This is a genomic window from Pelosinus sp. UFO1 (genome assembly GCF_000725345.1).
GTDB lineage: Bacteria > Bacillota > Negativicutes > DSM-13327 > DSM-13327 > Pelosinus.
Genome location: NZ_CP008852.1, coordinates 2,463,354 through 2,480,384 on the forward strand (window position 1 = coordinate 2,463,354; position 17,031 = coordinate 2,480,384).

Sequence of the window (17,031 nt, forward strand, 5' to 3'; positions counted from 1 at the left end):
ACCCATTCTCGAAATGTTATATTTTTCCTTCAAAAAATATATGCTAAAAAGGTTGAGGATTCGATCTCTCAACCTATTCTTAAAGGCTGTACGGCAGCCCAACTGTTGTCGTGTGGTCAAAAGGGCTGTATAACGGTCGATCTAAGACTGTCATGGGTGTTGAAGGTATAGGGCTCGGCCGTTGTCGGGAGATTGCGACCGGTTCGGTAGGTATCTGTGGCAGTCGAGCAAAGGTCAGTATCGGTTGTGTAATGCTTGTGGGTAGTCGAAAGATTGCGTATAGGTATGTAATGATCGGTATTGGCTGCAGCGTAGATCATTACGGGCTCTTTAAAAGATAAACAACCATAAGACATAAAAAGAAGGTCAGCGGATTTTTATGTCCGTTGACCTCGCTTTCTATTGTTATCTCAATTTTTCTTTTGCATCAATAAGAAGTTTTACTAACCAATCCACTGGGACTACTAATCTTTTAGTATTTTCATACCAATGAATTTCTAGACCATCAACGCCTTGACGTATAACAGCGACATCCTTATCTTCATACAGGATTTCAAGAACTACCTCAAAATCATTGTTGGGATCATTAACAAAATCCGCACTCCACCCCTTCAATTACATCCTTCCTTCCATCATTTTGTAAACTTCCAAGAAACCGACAAAAGCCTTACATCTGCCAACCATATTGCATCCATACCCTCAGGCAGTCTTACACTTAAAATTCCCCTATATATAGGATGATCAAATTGTGGTTGCTAGGCGATAATCCGAAAAAGAGAGGTCAGCGCTTTTTATATCTACTGACCTCCATGTTTATATTACCTTACGCAAAACAAATACATGATTCCCTGACTCATTCTAAAATTTTTGCGCGTACCAATTCCCCTAATTCCTTCGCTGATAAATCCTTACATATAACCCCAGTAAAAGTGTCTGTCTCATCAAATAATATCGCATTGTATGCGTCTAGTTTTAAGCATCGATAACTATTAGTTTTAGAAACAATTAAATACAAGCTCTTTTCTTGTATATATGCTTCTAGTTTCCCTTGTTCAAAAATATGGTATTTCTTTTCATCAAAACTACTAGTATCAAATTGTGGATAGCCCTCTTCCTCTTTTCCATATTTTATATTGCTATTGTTTTTTTGAACCTTTTCATCCTGGAAGAAGAACTTTATATAACTAATAAATCCATCATCAGGGTTTATTGCGATATCAAAAGGAGGTTTTCTCTTATCCTCTAAAAACCAGTGATAAGGAGATAAGCATTTAGGGAGAAATTCCAGTTTTACCAGCAGCAAATTTTCACCCATTGCCTCAAAATTTCTTTGAATTCTTATATTGTTTAATTTGTTACATATTTTTGAAATTTTCAATCCCATCTTATCCTCCTACTATTCAGGTAGTGTGTGGTAAATCAACACTGTATCAGTGTTGATTCTTACATATCGCGTTTTTGATTAGTCCAATCACGTATTTATGGACTCATGTTAAGTCTAAAATCCATTGATTAAATTCTTCGTGGTTTAGTCATCAGTATCCTGCTTGCTGGCTATGTTGGCAAAGTATCTATAGTAGCCAAGCAAAGGTCAGTATCGGTTGTGTAATGCTTGTGGGTAGTCGAAAGATTGCGTATAGGTATGTAATGATCGGTATTGGCTGTAGCGTAGATCATTACGGGCTCTTTTAAAAGCTAACGGATATCCCCGTTAGTTTTTCATGTACTAGCCCATAAGACATAAAAAAGAAGGTCAGCAGATTTTTACGTGATATGCTCCCCCTTGCGGTAGGCAGTTTAAATAATAAAACTGACTACTACAAGGGGAGTATATCAAATCTACTGACCTCGTTGGTTTCTTCAATTTAAATCTTATATTTGTGCTTATTAGTCTCTACCTAGTTTATTAAATCTCAATTTCCCAAGCGATTCTTGCATATTCAATACAAATATATGACACCCCTCCCTCAAGGTCAGAAGTATCCATCCGCATAGATTCCCTTTCACCAAGTATTTTACCTGATGCAACAAAAGTGTAACTATTATCTTCCCGTTCTCCATCTAATTTAATAATCACTACAGATAAATCTTGCTTTATTTTTTCAAGGTAAGGAATAAAACAATCAATACCTTTAAGATCATATTGATTTATGGGAAAACCCAATTTATTTGCCAATTGTATATATTGTATTAAGTAAATACGCTATTTATGTACTTCTGCTTTTAAATTTTTATGAATATCTCTTACTATGACCATCACTAGGTTATAAATCGTTATTATTCCAAGAAAATTGAAAGTAACTACACCTAGCACGTCACCTTTGGGAAAAAATGAAATTCTCGTATTTAATTTCCATAGCTTCCATATACTTAAATCCTTCATACCTTGCCATACAAAAGCAGGATTATCTTTATCATAAATTACTGGGAGTTTGCTGTTTATCTGTTGCGGAACATTAAGTTCAATCTCTTGGATATGACCATCATACACAATGACGTAAACATGACTAGTCTCTATTGTCTTATGCCGAGATAAAAAACTATAAGTCCAAATGTTTTGAGGTTTATACTCTAATACCTTTGCAGACGTTTCAACGCCTCGGCTTTTAAACATAATAACGTCTGAAAAACTATAGATAGTATCCTTCAATAGAGATATAGTAGACCAACCCACTATTAAAATTACAACAATTAGTAATAGGTATTTCTTGCATAATAACATTCTTAAATTCATTCAATTGCCCCTTACTATGGATTGTTTTCACACTAATATCTATCGATTATATACATTCAATTGTTTATTGTATTTTAATCAAATTTCAAATTTCCTTTTTCCCATTCTGATAAGGTCATTTTAGCGTTAAATGCAACCGCCCCTCTACCAGCCGCCACTATCGCTAGAACATTTCTTGCCTGCTCTGGCAATAGCGGAATTAAGCAAAATGCTGTATTTAATCTGACATTTGCACTTGAATGCTCCAAAAAAGGAATTAGTTTTTCGATTCCATATTTGGGATTTGCTTTCAAATCACGTCTGATATCGTTAATTATTCGATACTGCTTATTTCCTGTTTTAGAGTCTCCTCGCTTTAAAGAATCCTCCTGCTTAAGACATGCCTCTACAAACTCTTCTAGAATTTGCTCCAACGCTCTCATACAAACTCAGCCTCCTCAATAATTCAAACGTTTAAATACCAACTTACATTATTTAACACCGATGAATCATTTATCCTTATTCGACTTTGTTTTTCCATATATTGTAGATGTTAATCAACACGTCAGGATTTTTATCGTCACCAAAAGCTACTTTTAGTGAAAGATTATTTAAGATCCTATGTGGATCAAGTTCATCTTCATATTTTCCAGCCATAAATCCTAATAACACTGGGCGATTATAGTTAATATAGTTTTTAGACCGTGATTTAGCCAGGCCCCAATTTACATTTTTACAAGTTCTAATAAATACTTCAGCAAGATATATTGCAATATCCATGGCAATTGCCAATGTGCCAATGCTTAATCTTTCAAGATTTCTAGGTTTCCCACCAGGGAGAATCTTTGCTTCTTTTTCTAATTCTGCTGCCGTTTTAGGTTCAGTAATAACTTGAGGAATAAACCATTCCCACAGTATCCTTAACGACTCAACTGAATAATCAAGCTTTTCTTTTTTTCTCCCACCCGTAAATTCAAAAGCATTGCTAAGTAGTTCCAGTCGTTCTGGTATTTGACTTAGATACCATTCCAAGTGTTTCTTCGCTTCTGTTTTTGTCATATCATCGTAATGTTTTAAATTTGGTGGGTCTAATAATGAATATATCATAAGCATTGCTCCTTATTCAGGTATTACATAGCCAGATAATTTTTAATGTGACATTTTATCTTTTACATATCGCATATAAAGAAACTAAAATCCATATTAAAGCAAAAATAACCACTGCTGGTAATACTATAAAGCCGAATACATTTTCTTCCATCTCCTGGAGGCATGAGACTGGTACTATGAGCCCAACAATAGATAAGGGAATCATTGTAGTACTTATTCTCCCGAAGTTGCCTAAAATATCATTATGAATTCCTGTACCCCTTTTAAGTAAAGCAAATACTGCGAGATATAAATATCCGAAAGCTATTAATGCGACTAATCCAAATAATGAAATATGAAAATAATGTCCTCCTATAATAGTTCCTGGTATTTGACTAAATATCATCGCGAGAAATGCAACTGGATTCCCTAAACTTACTATTAGACCCCTTATAATATTGAACCAATTCATGACTAACCTCCTAAGGATCTGGCTCGTTTTTTATTTGAGGTGAATTTAGTTTTATCAGAGATACACACAATGTAATAATCTTCCCCTTCAACCGTTTTAAGAAAAGCTAATAGCGTCTATATCTGGTTTTGCTGGTTTTGCTAGCTCTGTTAACTCTCGTCATATGCTGACTAACAGCCTAAAACCATGCTATACGGCGGCATGACGATAAAATGAGTCAAGGAAACGGCTCCATGGACTCATTGAGTTTTTTGCAATCATTCTATTTCAATATTGACCTTTAAATCTTGGGAATCTTTAAAAGTAACGAATATAACGTCAAACAAATCGCGTCCATCACTAGTAACAAAGTAGTTTGATAAGTTTGTAATGTCACCACTTATGTTGGTTCCCCATGGTGGCTTTTTATTCAAGTTTTCAATGTCCCAGATAACCTCATTAGGGCTAAAATGAGTTAGCTTAGAGCGTACTTCTTCTAGCTCGGTTACTGCTTTAGCGACATCAGTCACACAAAGTTTTCCATTATACAAATGGTTTAATAGGTAAGGATATTTAGTACCCCACCCTTCAGGCTCGAGATGGTAGCTTATAGTGGAGAAAAATGAATGCAAAAAATCTCCATGTCCAATTTCATACCTTAAGAAGTCAATTTTAAATCCAACAGACATTTCCTTCTCCTCTCAAATCACTTAGTATCGTATATTACTAAATTATACCATCAATCACACAATCAGGGTTATCTACATTTCCAATCACTGGAAAAAAATGTTTTTTCTACAGAAAATAGCATAGGCTCATATACAGATATAAATATTTAAACTTAAGCGGATTCCGCTTAAGCTTTTAGAATGATATTATATACACAAGGCGGTACATCCGCTTTTTTCTTTACCTATTTAATCGAACATACGTTTTTACAAGGAGGCCTATCATGCTAAACATTGCAGTGTACTGTCGGGTTTCATCAGAAGACCAACAAGAGCGCGGTACTATAGAAAACCAAATCGAATTTGCAACAAAATACTGCGATCTTCATCAACTAAATATAGTTAAGTGGTATAAGGATGACGGGATTTCTGGAACTCTCCCCTTTGAATCTCGTCCAGAAGCCTCCATAATGCTTCAAGATGCACAAGAAAAGAAATTCGATACTCTCCTATTCTATCGCCTTGACCGCTTTGGCCGAAGTGCTAGGACTATCTTAAATGGTGTTCACACTTTGGAGCAATATGGCATAAAAATCAAGTCAATGACAGAACCCTTTGATACAGGCGACCCTTCAGGTAGATTTCTTCTCACTATCCTTGCCGGTGTTGCTGATTTAGAACGTTCCAATATTTTAGACCGTCTTTGGCATGGCACAAACCGTGCTGCACGTAATGGCAAATGGCTTGGTGGTATTTGTCCATATGGGTACCGAGTTGATGATGAAGGATTCCTTACTGTTAGTGACACTCCCCTCCCTGGCTTTGACATGTCAGAGGCTGATGTTGTGCAAATGATTTACAGGCTAACAACTGAGCAGCATATGAGTACCATCAAAATCGCTGATTATCTTAATGCCTTAGGAATTCCACCTAAATATGCAATAGAGGGTCGTAAGATCGCTAAAGGCAAACGAAAAGAAAATACATCTGGGCATTGGCTTCCAGGTCGTGTCAGAAATATGATTGTACAGGAAACTTATAAAGGGATCCATTTTTTCGGTAAACGTTCTAAAAAAGTAAGAGAAGTAATCAAACGCGAAGTACCTGCTATTGTAGATGAAGATAGTTGGGATAAGGCTCAACTTGTATTAAAAGACAATCAACTTGAAGCTGTACGCTTTACTAAGTATAGTTACTTACTTAAGTCTCTTGTAAAATGCTCACTATGTGGTCTAAACTTCTCTGGGACTGGTTATTCAGGCGTAAATGGACAACGTACTGCCTATTATGTATGTAATGGAAAAACATCCTATAGAGGCAAGTACATGGGAAAATGCGTAGCCAAAAATGTAGCTGCCAACTGGTTAGATGAAAAGGTTTGGAATGATTGCGTTAATTTCATCAATAATCCTGGACAATTATTAACTGACCTATCACCAGATGAACAAGAACTATTGTTAATTACTTCTTCCCTCTCTCAAAAAGATACAGAGAAGCAATCTATCCTCGACCTATATAGAAAGCAACTTATAACCAGTAAAGATGTGGAAGATCAGCTCTCTAAAATTGCTATTGAGAGATCGGCTCTTGAATACCGGCAGAAAGAATTAAAAAATGCCCTCCTTACGACTAATGATGAAGATTATCGTAAAAAGGACGCTCTTATGCTCTTAGGTGATTTAAAAGAAAAACTAACAGGTCAAATTACATATGAAACGAAACGGAATATTATTAAGCAACTCGTACGTGAGGTAGTTGTTTGCACGACACATTCTGATAATAGGGATGCTCCTGAAGTAAAAGTTCACATCAAGTTTGTTTTTCCCCAGATAGTTCCATGCACGGACAAGGATTCATTGCCGTAAGAAGCATTAGCTTTGCTGGATAAGAAAAAGAAGCATTAACTCTCGAAATTGTAACTTGTCCATCTTCTAAGGGGTGGCGTAATACTTCTAAAACAGCTCTTGGAAATTCAGCTAACTCATCTAAAAATAACACACCATGATGGCTCAATGTAACTTCGCCGGGCCGAGGGATACGTCCACCACCTACCATGCTAGCAGCAGAAATAGTGTGATGAGGACTGTGAAATAAATGTAGGCAAAAACCTTTAATGGTAAAGACGCACCGGAAATTATCCTTCATCATGAGCTCGTAGCTTAGAAAGAAACGGGGGACTCAGAAAACGAGCACCCCCGTTTAAGTACATAGTTAATTTAATCGGTCTCCCTTCTTTTCTGCAACTATCAAGATTCTTCAGGGTAAATCATATCCGCAGGGGCTACATTGAAACGTATTGCCCATGGATAATATATGAGAGCAGTTGCGATTAATCCAACAATCCAGGAAATATCAGTACCTCCTAGCATCTTAGTAATGGGGCCTGTGTACATGGCTTGAGCTAGAAAGGGGATTTGTATCAGTACACCGATAAAATAGGAGATAATGGCAGGTACGTTCCATTTGCCGTAACGTCCATTAGGATCATATAAGGCCGGCACATCAATTTTTTCCTTTGAGATCCAATAAAAATCAACGAGATTAATAACACTCCACGGTGTGAAAACCATGAGCAGTACCAAGACGAAGTTCTTGAAAAGATTGAGAAAGTCTTTGCTGGCAAAGATAGCAATAAAGACCGACGCTATAATCATTCCCAGAATGAACAAAGTCCGTTGAGTTGTCGTAGCACTCTTTTTACCATTAAGAGCTGTAGTAATTGTCAGCATGGACATGAAAGAACCATAGGCATTAAGCGTATTGACTGTTAATTTGCCGATGACTATGACCATGTAGATCAAGGCGGAAACAATTCCGATTCCACCTAGTTCACCTAAATAACCCACCTGATTTTTCAGGAAACTACCGCCGTACCCCGCAAGGCTGGCGGCGCTAATGATGACGCCGAGAGTCATCGCCCATTGGGTGCCAATGACGCTTCCCATAAAGGTATTCCAGAATGTGACCGACTGAGGAGTGCTGCGTGGCAGATAACGGCTGTAGTCTGCCACGTAAGGACCGAAGGTGAGTTGCCAGCCTGCTGAGAGGGAAACGGCCAACAAGAAGGTTGTCAATTCGAAAGGTTTAACTCCAAATAAAGAAGCTACAGGAAATTTGGTGAATGCCATGACCGTAAGATAGGTGAAGCCGAGGATACCCGTAATGGTAGCGATCCTACCTAGAGCATGGATATATTTGTACCCAAGAATCGACAGCAACGCTGTGAGGCTTCCGAAGATTATTATACCTACCGCTGGAGTTTCGACGCCAAGGATGCCGTTTACAGCCTGCCCGGAAAGTACTGTGCCGGTTGAAGCGAAACCGAGGTACATAATTACAACTAAAACAAGGGGTATAATAGCACCGATAACGCCAAACTGAGCGCGACTGGAGATCATCTGTGGTAAACCCAAGCGCGGTCCTTGCGCAGAATGAAGGGCCATTACAGCACCTCCCATGATATTACCGATGAGTAGTCCGATGAAAGCCCAAAGAGCGTCAGCTCCAAAGACTACAGCCAAGGCGCCGTCCACCACAGAAGTAATCTGCATATTTGCGCCGAACCAGAGTGTGAACTGACTAAATGGAGTGCCATGTCTTTCATGATCAGGAATCATGTCAATAGAACGTATTTCAATCAAACTTTCTTTTGCTTGGTCCACCATTTCCACTCCTTTTTTATAAACTATCAATCATTACAATACAATATGTAAAAAATATGATTACGATAACAAAAAAAACACAGCTCTGCTCCATTAATGGATAAGCTGTGTCTTTTTTAGTTTTTCACCGGTTCTGCGTATCAGGTCAAACGGCGAATTTTTTTACGATAAATAGCTCAATTGAACGAACAAGTCAAGACTGACTATTGCAGTCAGCATTACTATGCCTACTTCTTGTTGCGAAACTGAACTGGCGTCATTCCATATTTTTTCTTAAATAATCGATTGAAATGTTCCACGTTCTGATAACCTACGCTATCAGCAATCTTTTCAACTGTCATACTTCCATTATTCAAAAGAGTACAAGCCTTTTTCATCCGTACATTTCTAACGATTTCACCAAATGTTCCCCCAGATTTTTCTTTGATATATTTCGATAGATAGGGAACCGACAGATGCATCTGTTTTGAAAGCTCCTCTAACGTAACAGTCAAGTAATTCGTTTGGATGTAATTTATGATTTCATTAATTCTTTCATCCCTGCATTTATCTTCCGCCTGTATTTCGTCTAATTGATTGACAGCTACTACAAGGGCATTAATCGAAGATGTAATAATGTCGTCATCAATCCCAACACCCCAGAATAATTTGTTGTTGCTGCTAACTCCAACATAGGAAACCGCCTTGGAGGATGAACCCTTTGAAAGTGCATGTTCTTCATAAATGGCTAATTCATAATGGATGTCAAAATATTGTTTAATGGCATTGCTGACAGCATCCAATCGCCCATTTCCATTTCCTACAATCGTTCTAACCTTTCCGTTATGATTTATGATAACTTGTGCTATAATGCCATCTATTTGTTTAAAACGAAATTCTTCTATGTGGAAATATGGAGTATTATTCACATATTTGTTTTCAAATATGTGATATACCCACTGCGGTGATAATTCTTTATGTTCCCTATCAGAAACACCTTTAACTGTGTAACCCACATCTTCTTTCATCTTAGCAGGAATGGACAGTCCATAATTTCCTTCCAGTATGTAACCAATACCACCTTTCCCTGACTGACTATTAATTCTGATGACATCTGAATCATATTCCCTCCCAACATCCTTAGGGTCAATAGGAAGGTACGGAACTGACCATGTATCAGTTTTCTTTTCTGTTCTGTAATTCATCCCCTTAGCAATTGCATCTTGATGGGACCCAGAGAAAGCGGTAAATACTAGTTCGCCTGCATATGGTTGGCGAACATGCACTTGCATTCGAGTTAAATTTTCATATTTCTGGCATATTTCTGGCATATTGCTAAAGTCAAGTTTAGGATCAACACCATGTGAATACAGGTTCATTGCCAATGTAATAATATCAACATTTCCTGTTCTCTCTCCGTTTCCAAATAAGGTTCCTTCAATTCGATCAGCGCCCGCAAGCATTCCCAGTTCGGCATCACAAACACCGCAGCCCCTATCATTGTGAGGATGCAAACACAAAATAACAGAATCCCTGTATTTCAAATTCTTACTCATAAACTCCACTTGACTTGCAAATACGTGGGGCATTGCATTTTCTACCGTTGTTGGCAGATTAATAATTGCTTTTTTATCAGGAGTGGGTTTCCATACATCAAGTACCGCATTACATATTTCTAGTGCATAATCCACTTCTGTTCCAGGAAAACTCTCTGGGCTGTACTGAAATGAAAAATTACCAGTTGTCTCTTCTGCCAATTTCTTTAATAATTCTGCTCCACCAACAGCAATCTGCTTGATTTCTTCCTTACTCTTTCTAAACACCTGCTCCCTCTGAGCAACAGATGTTGAATTATACAAATGAATTACAGCGTGGGGTGCGCCCTTAACAGCTTCAAATGTTTTTTTTATAATATGTTCCCGGGCTTGTGTTAGTACTTGAATGGTTACATCTTCAGGTATCATGTTTCTCTCTATTAATGCCCTTAAGAAATTATATTCTGTGTCTGATGCCGCTGGGAAACCCACCTCAATTTCCTTGAACCCAATGTCCACCAGCATCTGAAAAAAATCTATTTTTTCCTCCAAGCTCATTGGTTCGATAAGTGCTTGATTTCCGTCTCTTAAATCAACGCTGCACCAGATTGGGGGCTTATCGATATGATCTTTCCTAACCCAGTCATAAGATACTTGGGGTGGCATAAAATATGCCCTTTCATATTTTTCAAAATTCTTCATAATATCCTCCTTCTTTCACCGCATGCACATAAAAAAATCTTCCGTCCTATAATCCATAACAACGAATTATAGAGACGAAAGACAAAGCTCTCGCGGTACCACTCTATTTCATGATCAACATACGCTCATCGGCACTACTAATGCCTATCCCGATAACGGAGGACTTCCGTCATGACCTACTATATTTCAGCCAGAAGCTCCAAGGCGAGTTCACCACATTTCTTATACTGTTTCGCATCATCCAACAGCTTTCTGCAATCAATTTGTGGATACTATTCCTTTTCATTGCCTTTCATATGGAATAAATTATTAAATTATCCAATAATGTAATTCACTTCTAATCCCTAATTGGATAGTACCATATATCTTCCACATTGCGTAGTGATAAATTTAATCAGTTTTCTTGATCTTATTTAATTATTTGTGCTAATCATAAAATAAAGCGAAAGAAGGGCAAGTTTTTTTTAAGAATGTTAAGCTTGGAAGAACGGCTTGACTTATTATAAATATTTCGTTTTTTAATATCTCTCATCTAGTAATAAATCAAATTCCAGAATAACTCAATCATGACTCAGACAGAGCGCCGTCTAGAATGGGGTCATAAGTTAGTACTTCTGATACTATTGGGAGCGAAAATGAATATAAAACCGTCCAGGCACATCTTTTTCTTAATTTTTCGCCGTGTTGCAGTATAAGATAGGTGTACGCCCTGTTTTCTGGTTAATCTTACATCGTTTTTTAGGAAGATAATAGGTGCAAACTATTCTTGAGGAGGTGATCATATTTATGTATCACACTAAAAGAGCGATGCGTAAGATGATGAATATGGACATGATGCCTGACATGGACATACCAACCACCGCCAAAGTTGTTGTAGCAGGTGCTATGGTTTGGTTTGGTGCTAAAATGTTAATGAAAGAATTTATGGACTAATCCTACTCAAAAACCCAGAACTCCTGTCTAATTAATAAAATTTGACAGGAGTTCTATTTTTTCGCCATTACCAATGATATAGTTCTGCGTATCAGGTCAAACGGAGAATTTAATTTTGCTTAAATAGCCTTTTAATGACATGCCGGATTAGGCACTATCACTCGAATAAAAGTAGTGACCAATCACCCACCTCCATCAGAAATCATCCTTCTAAAGTTCAATATCAAGCTCTATTAGCTTCTTTAAATCATCTACACTGTTAATCTCAATGTTGCCTTTTTGAAAATCACTGATCCACTTGACGATGCCTGCTTGGACAAGCTTACGATACTTGGATTTTGATTCTGTAATTCCTTCAATATGGATTGCTTCGTGTTGCATTAACAGGCTTTTTTTATCCATCGAACATTCGTTCGTTTTTTGTTGTCATCACCCTCGCCATGGTATAAAATGGTTAGGAGATAGTAGGCCACAGTGTAGCCTACTATCTCCTGCTGGGAGTGCCCAGGGCAGGACGGATGTTAGCACATCCGTCCTTTGTCTATAAATCTTTAATCTCGTCCAAGTCCTTGACTTGACCATTTGGTAAAAAGTCTATATTCTTATGAATAATTATATGTGTAGGAGTGAATTGTATGGAAAACTATATAAGGGATTTAATAGTTAGTTATATAAATACTTATTCGGAACTGAAACAAACATCGACTGTTTGGCAAGGCCCTATAATTTCTTTTGCTTCTGCCGACGACAGTCTCTTTAATACGCTAAAAGAAGTAGTAGGCCCAAACCATGCATTGCCAACAGACTTTTTGAAAAATGCACAATCTGTTATTTCATACTTTATACCGTTTGTTAAAAATACAGTAATAAGCAATATAGAAGGAGTTCAATCTTCTCGTGAATGGGCTTTAGCTTATATCGAAACCAATAATCTTATCCTAGACCTTAACAATTTTGTTCAAAATAAACTGAATGAACAAGGCTACTGCGCCATTCCAGGAATACATAATTTTGATAAAGAAAAACTGATCAGTGACTGGTCACAACGCCATGTTGCCTTTATTGCCGGTCTAGGTAATTTCGGCTTAAATAATATGCTAATTACTGAAAAGGGGTGCTGTGGACGTATCGGTAGTATTGTAACTGATCTAGAACTTCTCCCCACTCTAAGATCAAATCGAGAAAATTGTTTATATAAATATAATGGCCGTTGCAAAAAATGTGTTGATCGGTGTGTAACGAGCGCATTAACTGAGACAGCTTTTAAGCGATTCACCTGTCATGAAATGTGTTTAGTTAATGCCGAAGTTTTCAAGGAATTGGGTCATGCTGATGTTTGTGGAAAGTGCCTAGTAAATCTTCCATGCTCTTTTATCAATCCAACTAGCAAATTGCCATAAGAACAAATGTAGTATTAGGATAATTTACGGATGTTGGTTTGATTGCGTGTATTTAGGTCAGCATTGTTGTATCTACTAAATCATCAAAGGCACAATATACTGTTATGCCACGGGCCTCAACGTTAAGTCGCTTGGTCATTTCTTCACCTCGTTTAATGTGAAATCACCCCCGTTTCTTCTTATGTTGTTTTGGTATGGTTCTAAGTTTACAACGTGCTGAATTAGTATGGTATGTATCCCTCATGCATTCGTTCTCTTGATTGCACGCGCAGTCTGAAAAGCATTTCATTTTCGACACCTCCTATGTTGAGTTTGCATAAAATAGATTAGAGAAACTAAATTATCATTGGAGGGATTCTTATGGAATTCGGTAATAATGGTGCGTGGATTATTTTTATAATTATCATCATTATTTTACTTTTTTCTTGCTCTGATAATTTTTGATTTCTTCTAAACCAATCCCACATTTTTCTCTTGCAACCACGTTCAATCAAAACGTGGTTTATTTTTTATAAAGAAAGAAGCACCCGCGAGGGTGCTTCTTTAATCAATCTCACTTACCTACCTATTACCTTTTATATACACAAAGCCAGCAATATCAATATTTATCCAAAGGTGTTCTAAAGGTATTCCAAAGGTAAGTTATTTTAGGCATAATAAAAGCCCCCCGAAGGATGCTTAATGATATATTTTAATTCTTTTAGGCGTACAATGCTATCAATCAACAGTCACAAGAGTCACAAGAGTCACAACAGTCATGATGCCAATCATGATGACACTTGGGGCACTTATGCCAATCTTTGTGACATTTATGATGGCATTTAGGGCACTCCCACCCATTGCACTCGCATTCACACTCATGCCAATCATGATGACACTTATGGCACTTTTTACAATCACAATCAAAATCGTTCATTTCTTCACCTCTTTTACAAGTTATTCTATATATAATATGTAAATTAAGTGAAAAAGGCTCCAACTATTTGGTCATAATAAAAACCTCCCTATTCGGATGGTAATAAGTTGCTATCCATAGCTGACTTATATAACTGGTCACTAGTTAAAGCTGCTTTAAGGATTATAAATGATGCAGGAGATACCTTAAATTCACCATTTAGAAGAGTATTCATTTCCTCAGCTAAATCCACAAAATAAAATGCCGACACTCCTGGCAATCAGGTAGTGCCGGCTTCCGTTCTCCGATCAGCCAATTATTCTTTTTTCTCCGGCCGAACACTTTGACGTATATCGACTCGGGTGACTTCACCGTCGGATTATAAAATCTACATTCCCAAACTTGAGGGAATCTAGCTGGTCTTGTACTATTCTTACCTACCCAATATAACCTCTCTCCTACCATCTTCATATGATGCTTATCCTAGTGTTCTGTGCGGTGACCGCTATGAATAGAATGGGTACAGGGGGAGATTATATTGGTTATTGAATTCATCCAAAATTCAATCCTGCTCATGGTTACTCCGGTAGCAACTGTCGTGATTATATGGTTAATCTGCAAGATATTTCAAGGTCATTAAGCTCTCCTTAGGAGGGCTATTTTCTTTATCTTTAATAATATATCTATTTCCACAGGTTAATTACAATCCTCAGTCCCGCCCATACATCATTTTCTCCTATCATATCGTAATTCAGCTCCCGAAACCCCTCACAGAACTCAGCCACTTGCCAAAGGACAATACTGCTCAAAAATTAATTGCAGAGTGTCACCAGTGTTTACTGTGTATTGCATTGAAATTAGGATCAAAACTGAAATAAATTGTCTCATCAGGATCTTATCGACTCCTTCCAAGTATAATTATTGCCATAGGCGGCAATAATAGTGCTGTGTACACATTGTATCTCCCTACAGGTGACTGTAAAAGCAGAGCCTGTAACTCCTTCATGAAACAAGACCACCAACGGTGCTGGTCTTGTTTTTTTATGCCTAGCCAATCAATTTTGTAGGAATCTTTATCCTTTTAAAATCAATGTTATTTAAAAAGCCTTTCTACGATTCGCATGTTCACATTTCATACTTCTACCTCAACCTCCGTCTCATATAGCACCAAAGTACCTTCCTGCACTGGTACCGAAACTGGAAAAACTAACATCTCGCCACGCTGATTTTTAATTACACGAAATGGTTTCTGATATTGCAAAGCCATCTTGATAGCCTTCTCCTTCTGGCTACGTAACTCTGGGCTAACTGCACCGTTCTTTTCCTTGCGCCGCTGACAATGAGAGCAGACATTCTCCACGTCACTCGTTAACCGACCACAATATACACATGGCCACATAACCATCCCTCCCTAAATTGGAATCTCCTCTTCAGGAAACACCTCAGTACCAAAGGAGCTCATATCATATCCGCTTGTGCTAGGTGCTTGAGTGGTGATCTGCTTATTATCCAAGAACTCAACGTTCTGAGCTACTACGTCAGCGTCCTACTTTTCTGCCCATCTTTCTCGTAATCGCGAATTTGTAAGCGTCCTTCTACCAAGATACGACGTCCCTTAGTCAGATTATTACCAAATGTTTCTGCCAGTTTTTCCCAGGAAATAACAGACACAAAGTCAATGTGCTTATTCTCACCAAAGCCAGTATTTATAGCTACGTTGAATGTGGTTATATTTTTACCTGTCTGCGTATATCTTACTTCATCTTCAACGGCAAACATGTGTTCATGAAGTAGCACCTACCCTACTCCATAAAGGTTGGGGCTCACTATTTCATGATTGAACATACCTTCTTCTCCCCTGGCCACTTTGAGCGCGAGGCTAATGAGTTTGCGTGGCAGCTGTTGTTTGATGAAGAGGTTTGCAGATCGGATTATGATAATGAAAGAGCAGCCCAAGCTGCTCTTTTTTCTGAGTTATAATATTCCCCCCAGAAATTTAATAGGAATTATTTTATTGCTCCAGCATAAGATGTTCTATCTTGATTTTTTTGGAGGTAAATAATTAATGGATTTTGTCATTTTAGATGAGGTACTAACAGCCTTATCCTTTATTACCCCTTTTATACTCTATGGTGGAATGATTTGCGTTTTATCAATAAATAAAAACTCTGGATTAAACGACCATCAGTTCCATAATCGCATCCTCAGGTTAAAAGAACTTCTCCGATGCAAATGCTTCCTAGATAGGCTTCACAGTGTTAACCATAAACCAAATAACAACTTGTTTCACCGAATTAATAACCATAGATAAACTCATCCAACATAACCCCTCGCCTTTTGGAGAAAATTTGTGAATATACAAGTAAGGAGGTCAGCTGGTTACATTCACTGCCCTCCTTATTTATAGAATTAGAAAACCTATCATTTTACACAAATTGCTTGTAAGTGGATTATTCGAAATGCTGTAATCCTTTTAAAATTAGTTGTATTGTATTCACTTGCCTATCCCAATTTGATTGAGAGTTATTAATTGTAATGTCAGCTAAATGTTGCATTACGTTTATTTCTTCGTGATAAGTCAAAAGTCTCATGTCATCATTTTCACCTCTTGAAGAAAGCCGAGTAATACATTCTTCTAATGTTGCAAAAACACCTAAAAACAAAGTATTAGCCGAATATGTACTTTTTAATTTCAAAGCGCCATTACAATCAACAACGATTGAACCAATTTCCCCAAATTCTATCAGCCTACGAATTGACTCTAATGACGTAGCATATAGATTTCCTTTATACTCTGTGTATTCTAATAATTTTCCATCACGATGCATTTGCATTATTTCATCTCTAGTGGCAAAGTGATACTCAACCCCACTTTTCTCCCCCTTTCGTGGTAATCGTGAGGTCCAAGTAATAATTGGATTTAATCCTAAAGACCGTTGCAGTGTAGTTTTCCCAACTCCACTAGGGCCAATAAAAGCAACAATATTAATCATAATAACCTCTG

19 protein-coding genes, 3 pseudogenes and 1 other annotated feature are annotated in these 17,031 nt (G+C 37.5%); of the genes and pseudogenes, 5 read left to right on the forward strand and 17 right to left on the reverse strand.

Annotated features, from left to right (window positions below; genetic code table 11):
* Positions 1-110 precede the first annotated feature (110 nt).
* Complete coding sequence (locus UFO1_RS24465) at positions 111-341, forward strand: hypothetical protein (RefSeq protein WP_236639393.1); 231 nt, start codon at positions 111-113, stop codon at positions 339-341.
* A 64-nt stretch (positions 342-405) separates the two neighbouring features.
* Here the strand turns inward: UFO1_RS24465 and UFO1_RS11540 are convergent, their stop codons facing one another.
* From UFO1_RS11540 to UFO1_RS11575, 8 genes are all read right to left on the reverse strand, one after another.
* Complete coding sequence (locus UFO1_RS11540; protein WP_038670918.1) at positions 406-615, reverse strand: hypothetical protein; 210 nt, start codon at positions 613-615, stop codon at positions 406-408.
* A gap of 238 nt (positions 616-853) precedes the next feature.
* Positions 854-1,384, reverse strand: a complete 531-nt coding sequence (locus UFO1_RS11545) for a hypothetical protein (RefSeq protein WP_038670919.1) — start codon at positions 1,382-1,384, stop codon at positions 854-856.
* Between the two features lie 522 nt (positions 1,385-1,906).
* On the reverse strand, positions 1,907-2,176 hold the full coding sequence (locus UFO1_RS11550) for a hypothetical protein (protein ID WP_144390882.1): 270 nt from the start codon (positions 2,174-2,176) through the stop codon (positions 1,907-1,909).
* A gap of 27 nt (positions 2,177-2,203) precedes the next feature.
* On the reverse strand, positions 2,204-2,734 hold the full coding sequence (locus UFO1_RS11555; RefSeq protein ID WP_038670921.1) for a hypothetical protein: 531 nt from the start codon (positions 2,732-2,734) through the stop codon (positions 2,204-2,206).
* Positions 2,735-2,808: 74 nt separating this feature from the next.
* Positions 2,809-3,156, reverse strand: a complete 348-nt coding sequence (locus UFO1_RS11560) for a DUF2019 domain-containing protein (protein WP_038670923.1) — start codon at positions 3,154-3,156, stop codon at positions 2,809-2,811.
* Between the two features lie 76 nt (positions 3,157-3,232).
* Positions 3,233-3,820 carry a hypothetical protein gene (locus UFO1_RS11565; protein WP_038670924.1) on the reverse strand — a complete coding sequence of 196 codons (588 nt, stop codon included), beginning with the start codon at positions 3,818-3,820 and terminating at the stop codon, positions 3,233-3,235.
* Positions 3,821-3,875: 55 nt separating this feature from the next.
* Positions 3,876-4,274, reverse strand: a complete 399-nt coding sequence (locus tag UFO1_RS11570; protein ID WP_038670925.1) for a hypothetical protein — start codon at positions 4,272-4,274, stop codon at positions 3,876-3,878.
* 257 nt (positions 4,275-4,531) lie between these two features.
* Entirely contained in the window at positions 4,532-4,942 is a 411-nt protein-coding gene (locus UFO1_RS11575) for an immunity 70 family protein (protein WP_038670926.1), read from the reverse strand.
* A gap of 263 nt (positions 4,943-5,205) precedes the next feature.
* On the opposite strand from UFO1_RS11575, the gene UFO1_RS11580 reads away from it, so the two are divergent.
* Entirely contained in the window at positions 5,206-6,786 is a 1,581-nt protein-coding gene (locus UFO1_RS11580) for a recombinase family protein (protein ID WP_038670927.1), read from the forward strand.
* Here the strand turns inward: UFO1_RS11580 and UFO1_RS24470 are convergent.
* The 4 genes and pseudogenes from UFO1_RS24470 to UFO1_RS11590 all read right to left on the reverse strand — a co-directional run.
* Positions 6,761-7,012: pseudogene (locus UFO1_RS24470) on the reverse strand (ATP-binding protein); the annotation flags it as partial. The gene UFO1_RS11580 and the pseudogene UFO1_RS24470 overlap by 26 nt on opposite strands.
* Positions 7,013-7,167: 155 nt before the next feature.
* A complete protein-coding gene (locus tag UFO1_RS11585) occupies positions 7,168-8,586 on the reverse strand; it encodes a cytosine permease (RefSeq protein ID WP_038670928.1) in 1,419 nt (472 codons plus the stop codon).
* Positions 8,587-8,810: 224 nt separating this feature from the next.
* Positions 8,811-9,044: an AraC family transcriptional regulator gene (locus UFO1_RS25750; RefSeq protein ID WP_236639431.1), complete on the reverse strand. Its 234-nt coding sequence runs from the start codon at positions 9,042-9,044 to the stop codon at positions 8,811-8,813.
* A 108-nt stretch (positions 9,045-9,152) separates the two neighbouring features.
* Positions 9,153-10,799, reverse strand: a pseudogene (locus UFO1_RS11590) (2-isopropylmalate synthase); the annotation flags it as partial.
* Positions 10,800-10,866: 67 nt separating this feature from the next.
* Positions 10,867-11,094 (reverse strand) — a binding site (T-box leader).
* A gap of 491 nt (positions 11,095-11,585) precedes the next feature.
* Here UFO1_RS11590 and UFO1_RS25200 point away from each other — a divergent pair.
* Positions 11,586-11,732: a hypothetical protein gene (locus tag UFO1_RS25200; protein WP_158442800.1), complete on the forward strand. Its 147-nt coding sequence runs from the start codon at positions 11,586-11,588 to the stop codon at positions 11,730-11,732.
* A 210-nt stretch (positions 11,733-11,942) separates the two neighbouring features.
* Here the strand turns inward: UFO1_RS25200 and UFO1_RS11595 are convergent, their stop codons facing one another.
* Positions 11,943-12,113 carry a hypothetical protein gene (locus tag UFO1_RS11595; RefSeq protein WP_201771064.1) on the reverse strand — a complete coding sequence of 57 codons (171 nt, stop codon included), beginning with the start codon at positions 12,111-12,113 and terminating at the stop codon, positions 11,943-11,945.
* Between the two features lie 254 nt (positions 12,114-12,367).
* Here UFO1_RS11595 and UFO1_RS11600 point away from each other — a divergent pair, with 254 nt between their 5' ends.
* Complete coding sequence (locus tag UFO1_RS11600) at positions 12,368-13,132, forward strand: epoxyqueuosine reductase (RefSeq protein WP_038670931.1); 765 nt, start codon at positions 12,368-12,370, stop codon at positions 13,130-13,132.
* A 717-nt stretch (positions 13,133-13,849) separates the two neighbouring features.
* Here the strand turns inward: UFO1_RS11600 and UFO1_RS11605 are convergent.
* The 3 genes and pseudogenes from UFO1_RS11605 to UFO1_RS11620 all read right to left on the reverse strand — a co-directional run bounded on the left by UFO1_RS11605 (position 13,850) and on the right by UFO1_RS11620 (position 15,806).
* Complete coding sequence (locus UFO1_RS11605; RefSeq protein WP_051788912.1) at positions 13,850-14,038, reverse strand: hypothetical protein; 189 nt, start codon at positions 14,036-14,038, stop codon at positions 13,850-13,852.
* Positions 14,039-15,159: 1,121 nt separating this feature from the next.
* Positions 15,160-15,426, reverse strand: a complete 267-nt coding sequence (locus tag UFO1_RS11615; protein WP_038670934.1) for a hypothetical protein — start codon at positions 15,424-15,426, stop codon at positions 15,160-15,162.
* Between the two features lie 12 nt (positions 15,427-15,438).
* Positions 15,439-15,806, reverse strand: a pseudogene (locus tag UFO1_RS11620) (single-stranded DNA-binding protein).
* Between the two features lie 54 nt (positions 15,807-15,860).
* On the opposite strand from UFO1_RS11620, the gene UFO1_RS25205 reads away from it, so the two are divergent.
* Complete coding sequence (locus UFO1_RS25205; protein WP_158442801.1) at positions 15,861-16,007, forward strand: hypothetical protein; 147 nt, start codon at positions 15,861-15,863, stop codon at positions 16,005-16,007.
* Between the two features lie 470 nt (positions 16,008-16,477).
* Here UFO1_RS25205 and UFO1_RS11630 read toward each other — a convergent pair whose 3' ends face one another.
* Positions 16,478-17,020, reverse strand: a complete 543-nt coding sequence (locus UFO1_RS11630; RefSeq protein ID WP_038670935.1) for a guanylate kinase — start codon at positions 17,018-17,020, stop codon at positions 16,478-16,480.
* Positions 17,021-17,031: the final 11 nt, after the last annotated feature.